Raw genomic sequence first — 16,408 nt, 5'->3', positions numbered from 1 at the left:
GATGGCTATCTCTTTTCCTCCCTTTCGCAACTTCCGTAGCCGTAAAGCTGCTGAGAAGGAAGGGCAGCGCCTACGAGGTGGGCAATCCGCTAGCGCTTTGACTCAGCCTTCGCTGAAGCGATCGCCCCAACGCGGATTGGAGGACGGTTCAGGTCGGGAAATTCGGGAGCGATCGCCCATCAGTCCCTCTAACCGATCGCGCTTGCTAGCAGTCTGGGGAGTTCTAATGATCGGTGGGGCTGGGCTTGCGCTCAACCTGGTGAGGCTACAAATCGTTCAAGCTCCCATGTTGCGCCAGCGAGCAGAGAACCAGCAGACTGTTGCGCTGCGTCCATTTGTGCCCCGTCGCCCAATTATCGATCGCCAGGGTAATGTAGTAGCGATCGACGAACCTGCTCACACGCTATACGCTCACCCATTTCTGTTTCAGCAGTCGCGGCAGGAGATGGCCACTCAACTTGCCCCAATCCTAAATCGCCCAGAGCAAGAGCTTTTTCAACTGTTCTCTTCAAGTGACAGTGGTATCCGAGTTGAGTATGACCTGCCTGAGGAGACAGCCAACCGCATCACTAACCTGGGCTTGGATGGACTGGAACTAGAGCGACATCAACAGCGGTTTTACCCGCAGCAGGATCTGTTTGCTACGGTAGTTGGCTATGTCAACACAGAGCGGCAGGGTCAAGCAGGACTGGAATACAGCCAGCAAAGTATTTTAGAGCGATCGATAGAGCCTGTTCAGGTTAGCCGTGCTGGAGATGGCGCAATTATTCCCGATGAACTGTCGGGCAGCTTTTTGCACCAGGACGACCTTCAGCTGCAAATTACGCTAGATGGTCGGTTGCAGCGCGCCACCCGTCTGGCGCTAGAACAGCAGATGCAGCAGTTTGGTGCCAAGCGGGGAGCCGTGATGGTGATGGACGTGCAAACTGGCGAAATTCTGTCTATGGTGACTGAGCCATCTTACGATCCCAACCAATATTACCAATTTGACCTGGACCTATTTCGTACTTGGGTTTTGACCGATTCCTACGAACCGGGGTCGACGTTTAAACCAATTAATGTGGCGATCGCTTTGGAGTCGGGAGCCGTCAGCCCCAATGACGTGTTCTATGACGAAGGCCGGATTGAAGTCGATGGCTGGCCGATTCAGAACTCTGACTACAATGAACGCGGAGGCGGACGGGGATCGCTCAGCGTTCAAGAAATCATCCAATATTCCAGCAACGTTGGCATGGTTCACATCATGGAAAGCCTTGATCCAGCAGACTATTACGGCTGGCTGGAGAAAATTGGTCTGGGGCAACCTACGGGCATCGACCTACCCTTTGAAAGCCAGGGACAGATCAAGAGCCTGGAGCAATTTGTAGGTTCTCCAGTAGAACCAGCCACAACCGCATTTGGGCATGGCTTCTCGGTCACGGCGATGCAACTGCTGCAACTGCATGGTGCTCTAGCCAATCAGGGTGAAATGGTCGTTCCCCATGTGGTGCGAGGACTATATAACGCCGAAGGACAGGCATACTGGCGACCCAAGCTGCCCGCTCCCCGCAGACTATTCTCCCCCCAAACAGCCCAGTCGGTTTTGGGCATGATGGAGGTAGCCGTTCAAGAAGGTACAGGTGAGTCAGCCCAAATTTTGGGATACCGAATTGCAGGCAAAACTGGAACCGCCCAAAAACCCAGCCCAGATGGAGGCTACTATGAGTCAGCTCGCATTACCAGCTTTGTTAGCATTCTCCCTGCCGAATCACCACGCTACGTGGTACTAGTCGTGATTGACGAGCCGCAAGGGGAAGATGCCTACGGTTCTACCGTTGCTGCCCCGATCGCTAGAGGAGTGATGGAGGCCCTGATTGCGATCGAGGGCATTCCACCAAGCCAGCCTCAAGTGGTAGAGGAACCAACCGAGTATTAGTCACTATAGCGATGGACACTATTCTCATCCTTCCACCGGTGTGATTTGCACGAGCGAAAGCGCCAGCGGACTGGTTCCCATCACAATGCCGACTTGCAAGAATTGCCGAAAAATTTACAGATGGAAAGGCCCCACACGACGCGGGGTGCCTTTCCATCTGTAATCCTTTTTTGGGAAATGGCACAACATCCAATTGCAGATGAAAATAGAGTGGCAATTGGATTATCCTGACAGTGGAGCAGATTTACGGAACTTAATACATTTCCTCACCTATGAAGTGCATTATCAATCGCCGTGCCCAGTTTTCGGCTAGCCATCGCTATTGTCTACCAGAATTGAGCGATGCAGAGAACGCTCAACGGTTTGGACCCTGCGTTCGTGCGCCTGGACATGGGCATAACTACATCCTCTATGTCTCCATGGAAGGGGATCTAGACGAATATGGCATGGTGCTAAACCTGTCTGATGTAAAGCAGGTAATCAAGCGAGAAGTCACCAGCCAGCTAGATTTCTCCTATCTCAACGATGCCTGGCCAGAATTTCAGCAAACTCTACCCACCACCGAAAATATGGCGCGGGTGATTTGGCAGCGACTTTCACCACACCTGCCTCTTGTCCGCATTCAACTCTTTGAACATCCCGAACTTTGGGCTGAATATGAAGGAAACAACATGGAAGCGTATTTAACGATTAGCACTCACTTTAGCGCCGCGCATCGTCTAGCACTACCCCACCTGACACTAGAGCAAAATTCAGAAATTTATGGCAAATGTGCCCGCGTCAATGGACATGGGCACAACTATCATCTGGAAGTCACGATTAAAGGCGAAATCGATCCGCGCACTGGTATGATTGCTGACCTGGTAGCCCTTCAAAAGGCAGTAGACGATTACGTTGTAGAACCCTTTGACCACACTTTTCTCAACAAAGATATTGCCTATTTTGAAAAGGTAGTGCCGACAGCAGAGAACATTGCCATCCACATTCGCGACCTGCTGCAAGAGCCGATTCGAGAAATTGGGGCATCTCTACACAAGGTTAAGTTGATCGAAAGCCCAAATAACTCCTGCGAGGTTTATGCAACAGAGACAGTAGAACATCCAGTAGAACAACAGGAACCTGTCCTCGCAGAAGTTTAGGATTGAGCGGTGCGCTTACTCACAGCCCCTACCGATTTGGTCTAAGATCCAACGCCATCCCTGATGATCGTCTCTAGGGTTTACACAGTTCTCGCGTCCAGTCCGACTGGGGTTGTTATCGCGATCGCGAATACGGTCATCATCGTCGTCGTCATCATCCCGGTCGCGATCGCCTAACCGATCTTCCCAATCGTCCTCCCAATCTCCGCGATCGCGCCGCTCTTCCCAATCTTCACGCGCCTCATCCTGGCGATCGCGAACACGGTCATCATCATCGTCGTCATCGTCATCATCCCGGTCACGATCACGACGGTCGTCATCATCGTCATCATCCCGGTCACGCTCGTTGCGTTCGAGCCAATCTTCAAAATCCTCACGGGCATCTGCAACAACCATGTCGCCACTCGAACCTTGATTTAGACTTGCAGAACCGATGTCTGACTGAGACTGCGCCGCCTGAGCTGAAGTCGTTAAATTAATCAACTCAAGTAAAACCAACGTTGATAAAAGCCAAAGAGTTTTCATAATAGTTTTTTAGGTGAGGTGAAGAGATAAAGCCTCTAAACAACTTGACATCGCCTCAGCCAAAATGTGCCCGTGATTGAGACTGGGAATTAAAGGTTGGAGTGTTAGGCTGAGCTGCTGATCACTATCAATGTAGCCTCCCATTCCAATCCTCAACCTCATGCTATAGACTCGCCCAATCGAGTGAACGCCACATCAGAATACCTGCCACCCCTGCAATCGCCACACCAGAATACTTGCCACCCCATTGGGTGACGAAGCGCGTTATGCCGCCTATCCTAGTTTCTTGCGGAGGGGGTTTGGGGGACGCGCTTCGTCACCCAATGGGGGCTTTGCCCCCAAATCCCCCAAAAAAGGACTTGAATCGAGAAACAGAATAAAAAGACAGAGATGCTTTAGCAGACCTGAGCAATCAGAGTCCGATGGCGAGGACTATTACAAGTTACTGTTGGTCGCGCAAACCCTGCCGCAGCGATCGCCTCCTCAATATCGAACGTAAAATAATCATCCAAATACGGCTCCGTACTCTTCAACAACGTCAACACATAGGGCGGCATCTTTGCGTGAACATCTGACTTTGGATTCATATCCATGATCGTCAAGTGTCCACCCGGACGCAGCAATCGTCGAGCCTCCTGAAAAATCTCAACCGAAGCCGCACGAGGCAACTCGTGGAATAGAAGACAAGCTGAAACCAGGTCAAAAGAATGACCGGGTAAACCTGTGGATTCAGCAGCAGCGTGGAGCCAAGTGGGAGAGTTAGGGAGTGAAGAAGTGCGGTAGTGGGCGATCGCCAAAAAGTAGGGCGACAGATCCAACCCCGTCAGCCTTGCTTGAGGAAACGTCTGCTGAAGTGCAACCGTACTCATGCCAATGCTACAGCCGAGATCGAGAATGTCTGTAGGTTCAGCAGGCAGTTGCGCCTTAAGCACATCGTGATAGCTTTGCCGCAGCTTTGCATCCCCCTGCGCTCCCGCCTCTGGCCAAATCCGAGCGTGAACTGCGTGGGCAGCAACATCTACCTCCATTGCGGCTTCCCAACCTAAGTTGCCTTCATCATAGGCATGGAAAGGACGCAAGTAATACTCTGGATAGGTCAACTCAGGATTCTGAATCCGCGTCAGGTCTGCTTCCCAGTCGGGGGAAAGCTCAGCATCAGAGACAGATTGCGTACCTGACGGACGGCGCGATCGCAACGCCTTCACCTCCTCTCGCCAGTACACCCCAATCGATTCAGCCCGCTTAATCATCATCGTGCGGGCTTGGTGTTTTGCCAAATTTGCTAGCGGCTTAACCGCTAGCACTCCATTTACCAAACGAGAAGCCAATCGAGGCGCAGCATTTACAGCAGTCATAGGGCAAAGGTTACTATCAAGGATTTATAAACAGATAGGCTTATTATCTCAAATAAGAGCTTGAGCGAAATTCTCGTTTCTAGCAAGGCACCCTAATCTGCTGAGATTCAAGCCGATCAGGTTTTGGATGAACGTCGGAGACTTTTATCCTTCCACTACCGTGAAGTGTTAGACGTTAGAGGCGAACAAACTCACACTTTCGCTATTATCAGCCAGTTTGATCATTCTCTCAAACCTAAATCCCAGCTTTTGTAACAGCTTTGCTGAATCGAAATTGTCTGGTGAGGCGATCGCTACAATACGACTTAAACCAAAACTGCTTCTCCCATACTCCATCACGGCAGAAGCAGATTCATATGCGTATCCTTTTCCCCGGAACTCCTGAAGAAAGGCGAATCCAAGATCCACATCTTCCAAGAAATCTCTTTTTATCAAACCGCAAATCCCGATCGAGACACCCGTACCCTTTAGCTCAGTCAAATACAGTCCGAAGCCAAGACGCTCATACATAGCAACTAGGTTCTTCAAAATATAGTCACGAGCATCATCAAGTGTTCTCACACCTTTGTCACCAATAAATCTCAACCACAAAGGGTCATTCAAGAGTGCAAGAATAAACTCGCTATCTTCAACCGTCAGCCTACGAAGGATTAAACGCTCTGTTTCAACAACTCTCATAGCCGAACAGCCTACTGTTGACGTACATCCACCATTCCACTTATCTTCCCCAATCGCGCTAATCTGGTAGTCAGACTGATTCCGACTTATTCGTTAACCGCCATCTGTACTTTTTAGCTTCTCAGGATTAACTTCTCGATGCTACAGTCCTACTTTGATTCTGAAAACAACGGTCACAAGTCCTTTGAGCTACCGGGAGCCAGACCTCATTACAATCCCGATCGCCCTGGACAGGTCGAGCATATTTTCCTAGATTTGGTGCTAGATATTCCCAATCAGCGCTATCAAGGCACCTGTAGCATTCGGATTAATCCCGTTCGCAGTGGCATTGACAGCTTGACGCTCGATGCCGTCAACCTGCAAATTGAATTGGTACAGGTCGATGAAGTAGAGCAACCCTTCGACTATGATGGCGAACAGCTTCAGGTGCGGCTAAAGCAAGAAACTGAAGCAGGACAACCGATTGTAGTGGCGATCGCCTACCGTGTCGAAAATCCTCAGCGGGGACTTTACTTCATCGCTCCTGACCAGCACTATCCCAACAAGCCCACCCAAGTCTGGACTCAGGGCGAAGACGAAGACTCCCGCTTCTGGTTTCCCTGCTTTGACTATCCCGGACAGCTTGCCACCTCCGAAATTCGGGTGCGCGTCCCCAAGCAATTTATGGCAATTTCCAACGGCGAACTGACTAACACCGAAGCCGTTGGAGACGACAAAATTTATCACTGGTCACAGCAGCAGGTGCATCCTACCTACCTGATGACCCTGGCAGTTGGCGACTTTGCCGAGATTCGAGACGAATGGCAGGGCAAACCCGTCACCTATTACGTCGAAAAAGGGCGCGAAGACGATGCCCGTCGCAGCATGGGCAAAACGCCTGAAATGATTGAATTCTTCAGTCAGGCATTTGGCTATCCCTACGCTTTCCCCAAATACGCTCAGGTTTGCGTCGATGACTTCATCTTCGGCGGTATGGAAAACACCTCCACCACGCTGCTCACCGATCGCTGCTTGATCGACGAACGAGCGGCCCTGGATAATCGCGGCACCGAGAGCTTGGTCGCACACGAGCTAGCCCACCAATGGTTTGGTGACCTGGTCGTGATCAAACATTGGTCACACGCCTGGATCAAAGAAGGCATGGCTTCCTATTCCGAGGTGCTGTGGACGGATCACGAATATGGAGCCGACGCTGCCGCTTACTACATGCTGAACGAAGCTCGCAGCTACATTTCTGAAGACAGTTCTCGCTATCGCCGCCCCATCGTCACCCACATTTACCGAGAAGCAATCGAACTTTATGATCGCCACCTCTACGAAAAGGGAGCCTGTGTTTATCACATGATCCGCGCCGAGTTAGGCGATGAGCTATTCTTCAAAGCGGTTCATACCTTTGTTCAGGACAACGCTCATAAAACCGTCGAAACGGTTGATTTGTTGAGGGCGATCGAAAAAGCCACCGGACGCAACCTGCATTTCTTGTTTGACCAGTATGTCTTCCGGGGTGGACACCCCGACTTCAAAATCGCCTATTTCTGGGACGGCGACAGCAAACTGGTGAAACTTACCGTCACTCAAACCCAGGCAAAGGAAAACGGCAACGGCAGCAACAGCACCCTGTTTGACTTGAAGCTACCGATCGGCTTTGGCTACATCAAGGACGGAGATAAGCAAGCTAAGCCTTCTCTGCAAACCTTCACGGTGCGGCTGCATGAACGAGAGCAGACCTTCTACTTCCCTCTGCCTGAAAAGCCTCAGTTCATCAGCTTTGACGTAGACAATCGCTACCTCAAAACTGTGACATTGGAATATCCAGTGGCAGAACTGAAAGCTCAACTTCAGCATGACCCCGATCCGGTTTCGCGCATCTATGCTGCCGAAGCGCTGGCCAAAAAAGGCGGTTTAGAGGCAGTCAAAGCCTTGTCCGAAGCACTCAAAGCCGATCCCTTCTGGGGAGTGCGGGCAGAAATTGCCGGACAGCTTGCCTCGGTCAAACTCGACCAGGCATTCACCGGACTCGTGGCAGGATTGCAAGACCCCGAAGCCAGAGTCCGTCGAGCAGTTGTGGAAGCACTGGCAAAAATCAAAACCCTGGAGAGCTACAAAGCGCTCAAACCCATCGTTGAACAAGGAGATGCAAGCTATTACGTCGAGGCAGCAGCTATTCGCGTGCTGGGAACGGTCGCAGCCTCTAACCTGAATGGCAAATCTAAGGAAGAGAAAGCGCTGAAGCTGTTGAGGTCAGTGCTAGAGGAACGGGCAGGTTGGAATGAAACGGTGAGGAGTGGGGCGATCGCCGGACTCAGCAAACTCAAAACCTCCGAAGCTGCCCTGAATCTGATCCTGGAATACACTGCTCCTGGCGTTCCGCAAGCGCTGCGGTTGGCAGCGATTCGGGCACTGGGCGCAATCTCCACCGGACAGTCCAACCTCAACTTGGAACGCATCCTCGATCGCCTAGAAGAACTGTCCGGTGAAACCTTCTTCCTCACCCAGGTGGCAACCGCCAGCGCCTTGGGGCAAATGGAAACCATCAAAGCGGTCGGCATTCTGCAAACGCTAGCAGACCAAACCCCCGATGGTCGGGTACGTCGCATCGCAGAAGAAGCTGTACAGCGGGTGCAAAAAAATGCTGGACAAGATCAGGCTGTGAAAAAACTCCAGCAGGATCTAGACCAGCTTAAGAAAGATAACCAGGAGCTAAAGAGCCGTCTGGAAAGCCTGGAGGCGAAGACGAAGGTAGGAGATTAGGAATTGGGAATCAAACCTCTGGAGGCAGGCTCATTTTTTCCAGGTCTAGAACTTGGGCTAGCTCGGCTTCGTTCATCAGTTCTCGTTCTAGAACAATCTGGCGAAGAGATTTGCCTGTTTCCAGAGATTCCTTAGCAACCGCAGCAGCATTCAGGTAGCCAATGTGAGGATTCAGCGCTGTCACCAGTGCTAGACTGCCCTCGGCGTAAGCTAGGCAGCGATCGCCCTTAGCCGTGATTCCCTGAATACACTTTTCGGTCAAGGCGACTAATGTGTTACCCAAAATCTCAATGCTGTGAATCAGATCGTAGGCAATCAGCGGCATCATCACATTCAGTTCTAACTGTCCGGCTTGGGCAGCCAGGGCGATCGCCGCGTCGTAGCCCATCACCTGAAAGCACACCATTGCAGTCATTTCCGCCATCACCGGATTGTATTTTCCCGGCATGATGGAGGAACCGGGCTGCACGGGTGGCAGTTGAATTTCCTTGAATCCGGTTTTGGGTCCAGAATCGAGCAGGCGCAAATCGTGGGAAATCTTGGCGCAGTCCTGAGCTAGATTCCGTAACGCACCGGACACATTTACAAACGGTGCCATGCTCTGCATTGCTGCCATCAGGTGAGGCGCAGGCTGCAAAGGTTGCCCCAGCAGTTCCGACAGAATTTCGGCGACCCGATATCTGTATTGAGGATGGGTATTCAGTCCCGTTCCAGCAGCACTACCGCCCAAACCTAATACCGTCAGATCCTTTGCGGCTGTTCTCATTCGCGTTAGGTGATCGGCGAGAATTTGTCCCCAAGCGCGGAAGTTTTCGCCCAGCCGCACCGGAACAGCATCTTGCAGATGGGTTCGCCCTGATCGAATCACATCGTGAAACTCGTCAGCTTTTTGGTTGAGAGACGCGATCGCCCCATCTAGTGCCGGATACAGCGAATGCTCCAGCGCCAGCAAACCTCCAATCCGAATTGCGGTGGGAATCACATCATTGGTGGACTGTCCATAGTTCACATGGTCATTGGGATTCACCCGTTTATAGTTACCCTTCTGATCCCCTAAAATTTCCAGAGCGCGATTAGCCAAGACCTCATTCACGTTCATGTGATGGGAGGTACCCGCACCCGCCTGATAAACGTCTACCACAAACTGATCCCGCAGGCTACCCCGCAACACTTCATCCGCTGCCTGCACAACCGCTTGACTGATTTCTGAAGAGATACAGCCCAATTCTCCATTGGCAATCGCTGTCGCCTTCTTGATCAAAACACAGGCATCAATGTAGGTCGGCAGCGGTTTTAGTCCACTAATCGGAAAATTCTCGGTTGCTCTCAGAGTTTGAATGCCGTAGTAAGCTTCTGCCGGAAGCTGCCGCTCACCCATCGAATCTTTCTCTATGCGGTGCGATTTCAGTTCAGCCATGTTGCGGTTCTTGAATTAATTTTTTGCTCCGAAGATAGGATATAGCTTCGTGCAATCCAAGATCTTAACAATTGCAGCTTTGCCCACGACAGTATATGTGAACTAATAAAATCCTGATACTTCCTCGCTCTGGTGGCAAATATTGAGAATTGGGAATACTACTGAGGTAGAAAATACCCATATACTCAATCTATGGCGTTACGCAGTTTCGGCTAGATTTGGTAGGAGAGTTTTACGAATTACTCCTACTCAGGCAGATCAGGGCATTGCATCCAGTATTTTCAGAAATAATTCACCCCATTTCGTCTTTGCTCAGGTTTGTCATGAGTCAGGATCAAGACTTGCACACCTGGTTTAGTCAGGCTAGTGCGCTCTACGAACTCAAGCGATATGAAGGAGCGATCGCCAGGCTAGATCGACTTCTGGAAGTTAATCCGGAGAATTACGAGGCCTGGATGCATCGGGGCTATGCGCTGTATGAGTCCGGGGCGCATGATCAAGCAATTACCAGTTTTGACAAGGCACTGAAACTGAAGCCCAAACTTGCCTTAGCTTGGCACGGCAGAAGCATTGCCCTGGCACGATTAGGACGTTATGAAGAAGCCATAGACGGATTTAGCGTCGCGATTAAGTTCAATCCCGCAGACCAAAAAGCCTGGTATAACCGGGGCAACGCCCTCGCCTGTTTGCATCGCTACAGTGAAGCAATCGAAAATTTTGACAAAGCGGTCAAGCTTAAGCCTGACGATTATCACGCCTGGTACAATCGGGCCACCTCTCTGGCTGCCCTAAAACGCTACGAAGAAGCGCTGACTAGCTTAGATAAGACGCTTTTGATTAAGAGCAACTGCTACTATGCCTGGAATTATCGAGGGCTGGTGTTGAGTAGAATGCGGCGACACGAGGAAGCGATCGCCAGCTTTGATCGCTCCCTCAAGCATCATGCCGACAACCCCAACGCCTGGTATGGCAAAGCCTGCTCATACACCCTGCAAGGCGATGTCGAGATGGCAATCAAAAATCTGCATCGGGCGCTAGTTCTCAGCCCAAACCTTTACCGCATCATGGCTCGAACCGACCACACATTAGAACCGCTGCGAACCAATGAAGAGTTCCAGGCGCTAACCCAAGACCGATAGGTTTAGCTTTGCCGGTCAACGTCTCCAAGACAGCAGCTTAGTCGCAAGGGGCTTAAAGCGGGTTAAGCGCTTGAGTCCATACTGACTGGCAGCTTTACGAATCACTTCTGCTTGGGTGGGGTAAGGGTAGATAGTGTTGGCGATCGCCCCCAGCCCAATTTGATGGTTCATTGCCAGGGTGATTTGGCTAATGATTTCGCCAGCGTGCCGTGCAACCAGCGTTGCTCCGACAATTTTGTCTGTGTCCTGTTTGACGTGAATTTTTAGAAAGCCCTCCGTTTCATCATCGACGACGGCCCGATCGATATCATTAAGAGAGACACAGAAAGTATCAACTTCAATCCCCTGTTCCTGAGCCTCGTGAGGATAGAGACCAACATGGGCTACTTCAGGGTCGGTATAGGTGCACCAAGGCATGTTTAGCACACTCAGCTTTTTGCGCCCAATTCCAGCAACCGCAAACAGGGCATTTTGAATTAGGATACGGGCGGCAGCATCGGCAGCATGAGTAAATTTCCACTTCATGCAGACATCACCGACTGCATAGATGTTAGGGTTTGTGGTTTGCAGGTAATCGTCGATGATCACTCCTTTTTTGGGATCGGTCTTAACTCCCACTGCTTCCAGGTTTAAGCCTTTAATGTTTGGCGTTCTGCCTGCCCCCACCAAGATTTCGTCCACCGTGACAGCATTCTCCTGCCCGTCTGCTTCATAGTGGATCACTTTGACAGAATCTTTTTTCTCAACTCGCTTGATTTGCGACTTTAAGACCAGTCGAACGCCTTCCTGCACAAACACTTGCTGCACAATATTTGATGCATCAATGTCCTCCCGCTCAAGAATGCGGGAGCCGTGCTGAAACAAAACGACTTCTGACCCCAATCGCCGAAAGGTTTGAGCCAATTCACAGCCAATGTAGCCGCCACCAATGACAGCCAAACGATCAGGCTTTTCGGTGAGTGAAAATACCGTTTCGTTGGTGAGATATCCGGCTTCCTCCAATCCTTCGATTGGCAAGTGAGCGGGAGAGGAACCTGTGGCGATCGCCGCTTTCTTAAACCGCAGCGTTTGTCCCGCTACCTCTACGGCATCTGCTCCTGAAAACTGCGCCTCTCCAAAAAACACATCTACCCCAAACTCTTGCTGAAATCGTGTTGCAGAATCGTTTGGGCTAATCTCTGTGCGAACTCGTCGCAGTCGCTCCATCACGGCGGAAAAATCTACCGTCACTCCCTCGGGCACATCAATCCCGTAGTGCTTGGCACGGTGAATCTCACCTGCCACTCGCGCCGAGCGTATCATCGCCTTGGAAGGAACACAGCCAACATTAGTGCAATCACCGCCCAGCAAATGTTTTTCGATCAGGGCAACTTTTGCGCCCAGCAACCCTGCTCCTGCCGCCGTCACCAGCCCGGCAGTGCCTCCACCGATTACAACCAGGTTATATCGCTGAGTGGGTGTAGGATTGACCCAATCGGCAGGATGAAGATTTGCAATCAGCTCCTGGTTGTAATGATCCATTGGGCTCACGATCACGGGTCCAACGCCCGTAGATTCAGTCCGAGTCTGTGTCATGGATCAGTCCTCTTGGAGTCAGGTTCTACCCTTCATCATCCCGCTTTGCAGCAGCTTGTTCAACTATCTTCTTCAAACGTAGGTATGCCTCCTCTGGGGTGAGTGGCTCAGACTGGTTTTCATCAGGAATATAAAACTGTTTGCTGTCTGAAAAATGACGCACAACAAAACTACGAATCAACCCTAATGCCAATGCCTCATTACCCAATTCTTCAGCCGCTTGCGACAGGCTTTTTTCATCATGAAATGGATGGTTCATTGTTTAGTTTCCTTTCAAGTAGATCTTTTGGAAGCGATCGCCCTTCCATTGATTCCCTTCACATTCTACTTCTACGTCATCAACCCACATTTGCTGTAGCTCAAAGCCATGAACCTGGATGTGAATACTGGTGTAGGGGAAAGAAAACTCACCTTCCTCGTGCCAGATTAAATCTAATCCATGCTCAAACCGAACCAATTGGAAGTGATCCAGCCGCCATTCTCCATACCCATCCCCTGCATCACTGTAGACTGATGTTTCACAATTTCCTTGAACGGGTGGGTAAAGGTGCAAAGTGAGTTGTTGATAGTCTTCCATTGGCAGAATACTACCTGCTTTCACCAACACAGGAATTGTTTCTAAAGGTGCATCCAGATCAACCTCTGTGGCACCTTCTAACAGATTGCCGTTCCAGAAGTCATACCAGTTTCCTTTGGGTAAAGTAACTTGGCGCGATCGCCCCCCTTCCTCCAAAACCGGGCAAACAAGTAAGCTGTCTCCTAACAAGAATGCATCTGCTACACCCCAGAGATTGGGGTCACTCGGATCAGCCCAAAACAGTGGACGGACTGGGGCGTATCCCTTTCGGCTTGCCTGCCATGCCAGTGTGTAGAAGTAGGGCATCAGGCGATAACGCAATTTCAACAGTTCTCGAATGATGCTTAAGGTTGGCTCACCATACGTCCAGGGTGTGCGGTGGTCTGCCTCCACTGAAGAGTGAGTTCGATAAAACGTGAGGAAAGTAGACATCTGAAACCAGCGCAAATACAGCTCTGCACTAGGATTTCCCTGAAAGCCACCAATGTCAGGACCACTATAAGGAATACCCGAAAGTCCCAACCCTACAACAGTAGAAATAGTCTGACGCAAAGCTTCCCAGCTTCCTTCAATATCGCCTGTCCATGTCCAGGCATAGCGCTGGAGCCCTGCCCAGCCCGCCCGTGACACAATAAAAGGGCGCTGGTGTGGTTGGTTCTGACACAGACTTTCGTAGCCTGCTTTGGATTGCATCAATCCATAAACGTTGTGTGCCTCTAAGTGAGTGCCACCTCTGCCCTCCATGTGGTGCAACATGGGTTTGGGTAGAGAGCGATCGCCCCAAGCCACAAAGGCAGCAGGCTCATTCATATCATGCCAAAAGCCAGCCACTCCCACGTCTAAAAGGTAGGCATATTGGCGGCTCCACCACTTTCGCACAGCTGGATTGGTGTAATCAGGAAAGACAGTCAAACCGGGCCAAACGGGAGCGATCGCAATCTCACCATCGGGATATTTGCAGAATGCGTCCAGCAACCGACCTTCCAAGAAAAGATGACTTTTGCGGCTGTATTTGATTCCGGGGTTGAGGATGGCAATGAACTGCACTCCCAGTTCACCCAATTCTTTAATAAACTCTGGCAACTTGGGAAAGCGATCGGGGTCAATGGTGAAGGCGCGGTAATCTACCTGTACATCGATGTCTAGATGAATTGCACTCAGGGGTAAATCGTGTTCCTGAAACCCCTTAGCCGTTGTCCGAACCGCTTCCTCTGTCTCATATCCCCACCGGGATTGGTGATAGCCCAACGCCCAACGAGGAGGGAGGGGCGATCGCCCGGTCAGTTCCGTATACCGCTCTACCAGTTGATCAGGAGTACCCGCAGCAAAGTAATACCGTAATGCGCCTCCTGTAAAGGCAGCAGTAGCAGTATCTTCAAAGCTAAAAGTTGCTTCAAAGGTGTTTTCATAAAACACTAAGTAGCTACCTTGCCGATGTAGCCCCAAATAGACCGGAATGCAGATATAGAGCGGATCGCTACCAGGACTATACTTGCCTGCCGCATCAAAATTCCACATCCGGTAGGAGCGGCTAAATGTAGTTTTGTCCTTCTCAACTATCTTTCGAGGAACCCGCAAATTCAACGGTGCTGCCCGTTCCCCCAAACCGTATATTCCTTCGTCGGGTAACAGTTCCGCCTGATGTGTCCAGGATTCTCCCTCAAGTTTTGGCGGCAGTTCAGTTCGGAGTAACTGCCCTTCGCTGCCATAGAACTTAATGCTTCCCTCAAAGCTAACGGTGACTTTAGTAGCGCCCTCTCCCTGACTGGACAAAGCCCACCCTTCTGTCGTTTCTTCTAGTGTGGTTTCTACTGCATCCCATTGTTGACGGGCAATTCCGTAGGGCATTGGAGGAATTCCCGGCTGCCAACTTAGCCGCACCAAATCAGCCGTAAGAAATGTGATGTCAAGCTCAGCCTGCTCAAAGTAAAAGCGAGCGCCTCGTTCACTCGGTTCTGCCTGAAGCAGTTTCCCTGGTTGGTCAAAGCCCTCAGAGGTAGGTGGGGGAGCATACTCACGCTCAAGGCGATCGCGAGTCCGCGAGTAGACATACGCATGGGGCGCGTAACCCAGGTAAAAGAGCCAACTCTTAAAGGACTTCCATTTCTGCAATAGTTGCTTGGGGAACGCCATAGTATTTGAGTGAAGTAGGGTTTAATGCCAGATCAGCTTCGGTGGGACTACGATCGCCAAACTATTCCCCATAATCAAGAAAGAGGAAGGCGATCGCCTTCCTCTTAAGAGTGATTTGAGCAGCATTTCTACCTATATCAGTAGTATCAGTACATCCGACCCTGCCCCGCTTTATCTTGATCCGTTACATCAGAGTTTGGGCTTGTTTGCTCACTCATGCTCAGTTCTCCTTTGCAATTTGAGTCCTTACCTGAAAGTTGTAGGTATCACCATGCTTCAGATACTTCACTCGATCTTCTAACTCTGCCAACACCACAGCGGCTTTAAAGTCCTCAAGTGGAGATTTGAACACAGTGTAATCGTTGTAATGAATCGGGATTGCGGTCTGAGGGGAAATTAGTTGAATTGCTTCCACACCTTGTCTGCCATTCATAGTTAACAGAATCCCAAATACCTTTGTCCCACCCAGGTGCAGCAGCGCTAAATCAATATCGGGATAGCGTTTTGGAATTTCCTTAAGCTGCTCATACACCAGTGTGTCTCCAGTGATGTAAAGACAAAAGTGAGTTTGCCCAGCAGACTGAAACTCCAACATACTGCCCATTACGGGGGGCAATGCAGCCGCCAGAATACCTGGCCCATGTCGTCCTGGCATTGAAGTAATTTTGAGGGATTGCTCCCCTTTACGTACTGTTATGGATTCCCAGGTATCAATTGCCTGCGCTGCGTTGAATCCCTTCTTTTTCAATGATTTTGTGGCATGAGGAGTGCTGACAATGGGGAGTGATTTATCTAACTTTTGTTCTGCCACTCGATCAAAGTGGTCTTCGTGCATGTGAGACAGCACAACCAGGTCAAGCGGCGGCAATTCTTCGATGGCGATCGCCGGATCGGTGACACGCTGCGATCGCAACCCATATCCCAAATGCACATGGTCGCCTTGATGCAAAAAGTTAGGGTCAGTCAGGATTGTAAATCCTGCATATCGCAGAATCACAGTTGCCGTACCCACAAAGAAAACCGAACCATTTTCTAGGTCGGGGTTCGTGTTGTCTCCAGGTAAAACCAATTCTTTAGCAGTGTTCATAATTAGATCCTGACCTCCACCAACTTGTAAATGCTTTGCCCACGACTCACTAAGCTTTTGAATAAACAGCTTGCTCGTTCTCAAGAACGTTTAGGAAGAAGACAATGCCCTGTAGGG

General features: G+C 50.6%; 13 protein-coding genes. 4 read left to right on the top strand and 9 right to left on the bottom strand.

Annotated elements, in window-relative coordinates; genetic code table 11:
- Nucleotide 1: 1 nt before the first annotated feature.
- Nucleotides 2–1,915: a peptidoglycan D,D-transpeptidase FtsI family protein gene (locus tag H6F93_RS32745; protein WP_190690400.1), complete on the top strand. Its 1,914-nt coding sequence runs from the start codon at nucleotides 2–4 to the stop codon at nucleotides 1,913–1,915.
- 272 nt (nucleotides 1,916–2,187) lie between these two features.
- Nucleotides 2,188–3,054 carry a 6-pyruvoyl trahydropterin synthase family protein gene (locus H6F93_RS32740; protein ID WP_190643454.1) on the top strand — a complete coding sequence of 289 codons (867 nt, stop codon included), beginning with the start codon at nucleotides 2,188–2,190 and terminating at the stop codon, nucleotides 3,052–3,054.
- A 15-nt stretch (nucleotides 3,055–3,069) separates the two neighbouring features.
- On the opposite strand, the gene H6F93_RS32735 is transcribed toward H6F93_RS32740, so the two are convergent.
- From H6F93_RS32735 to H6F93_RS32725, 4 genes are all read right to left on the bottom strand, one after another.
- Entirely contained in the window at nucleotides 3,070–3,579 is a 510-nt protein-coding gene (locus H6F93_RS32735; RefSeq protein ID WP_190690397.1) for a hypothetical protein, read from the bottom strand.
- A gap of 9 nt (nucleotides 3,580–3,588) precedes the next feature.
- Nucleotides 3,589–3,723, bottom strand: a complete 135-nt coding sequence (locus tag H6F93_RS34900; protein ID WP_277882894.1) for a hypothetical protein — start codon at nucleotides 3,721–3,723, stop codon at nucleotides 3,589–3,591.
- 251 nt (nucleotides 3,724–3,974) lie between these two features.
- Nucleotides 3,975–4,934 (bottom strand): class I SAM-dependent methyltransferase, encoded by a 960-nt coding sequence (locus tag H6F93_RS32730; protein ID WP_190690394.1) that lies wholly within the window; start codon nucleotides 4,932–4,934, stop codon nucleotides 3,975–3,977.
- Between the two features lie 168 nt (nucleotides 4,935–5,102).
- The gene (locus H6F93_RS32725) at nucleotides 5,103–5,612 is read right to left on the bottom strand and encodes a GNAT family N-acetyltransferase (RefSeq protein ID WP_190690391.1); all 510 of its coding nucleotides are present in this window, start codon (nucleotides 5,610–5,612) and stop codon (nucleotides 5,103–5,105) included.
- Nucleotides 5,613–5,750: 138 nt separating this feature from the next.
- Between H6F93_RS32725 and H6F93_RS32720 the strand changes: the two genes are divergently transcribed.
- Nucleotides 5,751–8,363, top strand: a complete 2,613-nt coding sequence (locus H6F93_RS32720; RefSeq protein ID WP_190690388.1) for a M1 family metallopeptidase — start codon at nucleotides 5,751–5,753, stop codon at nucleotides 8,361–8,363.
- Nucleotides 8,364–8,373: 10 nt separating this feature from the next.
- On the opposite strand, the gene H6F93_RS32715 is transcribed toward H6F93_RS32720, so the two are convergent.
- Nucleotides 8,374–9,780, bottom strand: a complete 1,407-nt coding sequence (locus tag H6F93_RS32715; protein ID WP_190643459.1) for an aspartate ammonia-lyase — start codon at nucleotides 9,778–9,780, stop codon at nucleotides 8,374–8,376.
- A gap of 323 nt (nucleotides 9,781–10,103) precedes the next feature.
- Between H6F93_RS32715 and H6F93_RS32710 the strand changes: the two genes are divergently transcribed.
- Nucleotides 10,104–10,919, top strand: coding sequence for a tetratricopeptide repeat protein (locus tag H6F93_RS32710; protein WP_190690385.1), 816 nt, complete (start codon nucleotides 10,104–10,106; stop codon nucleotides 10,917–10,919).
- A 15-nt stretch (nucleotides 10,920–10,934) separates the two neighbouring features.
- Here the strand turns inward: H6F93_RS32710 and H6F93_RS32705 are convergent, their stop codons facing one another.
- From H6F93_RS32705 to H6F93_RS32690, 4 genes are all read right to left on the bottom strand, one after another.
- Nucleotides 10,935–12,494, bottom strand: a complete 1,560-nt coding sequence (locus H6F93_RS32705; protein ID WP_199314312.1) for a mercuric reductase — start codon at nucleotides 12,492–12,494, stop codon at nucleotides 10,935–10,937.
- 25 nt (nucleotides 12,495–12,519) lie between these two features.
- Nucleotides 12,520–12,753, bottom strand: coding sequence for a hypothetical protein (locus H6F93_RS32700; protein ID WP_190690382.1), 234 nt, complete (start codon nucleotides 12,751–12,753; stop codon nucleotides 12,520–12,522).
- Nucleotides 12,754–12,756: 3 nt separating this feature from the next.
- Nucleotides 12,757–15,204, bottom strand: coding sequence for a glycoside hydrolase family 31 protein (locus H6F93_RS32695; protein ID WP_190690379.1), 2,448 nt, complete (start codon nucleotides 15,202–15,204; stop codon nucleotides 12,757–12,759).
- Between the two features lie 220 nt (nucleotides 15,205–15,424).
- The gene (locus tag H6F93_RS32690; RefSeq protein WP_190690376.1) at nucleotides 15,425–16,291 is read right to left on the bottom strand and encodes an MBL fold metallo-hydrolase; all 867 of its coding nucleotides are present in this window, start codon (nucleotides 16,289–16,291) and stop codon (nucleotides 15,425–15,427) included.
- Between the last annotated feature and the right edge of the window lie 117 nt (nucleotides 16,292–16,408).

It is taken from the genome of Leptolyngbya sp. FACHB-671, assembly GCF_014695745.1.
Classification (GTDB): domain Bacteria; phylum Cyanobacteriota; class Cyanobacteriia; order Elainellales; family Elainellaceae; genus JAAUTN01.
The sequence above is the reverse complement of the archived record's forward strand: the minus strand, read 5'-3'. Positions and strand labels throughout refer to the sequence as shown.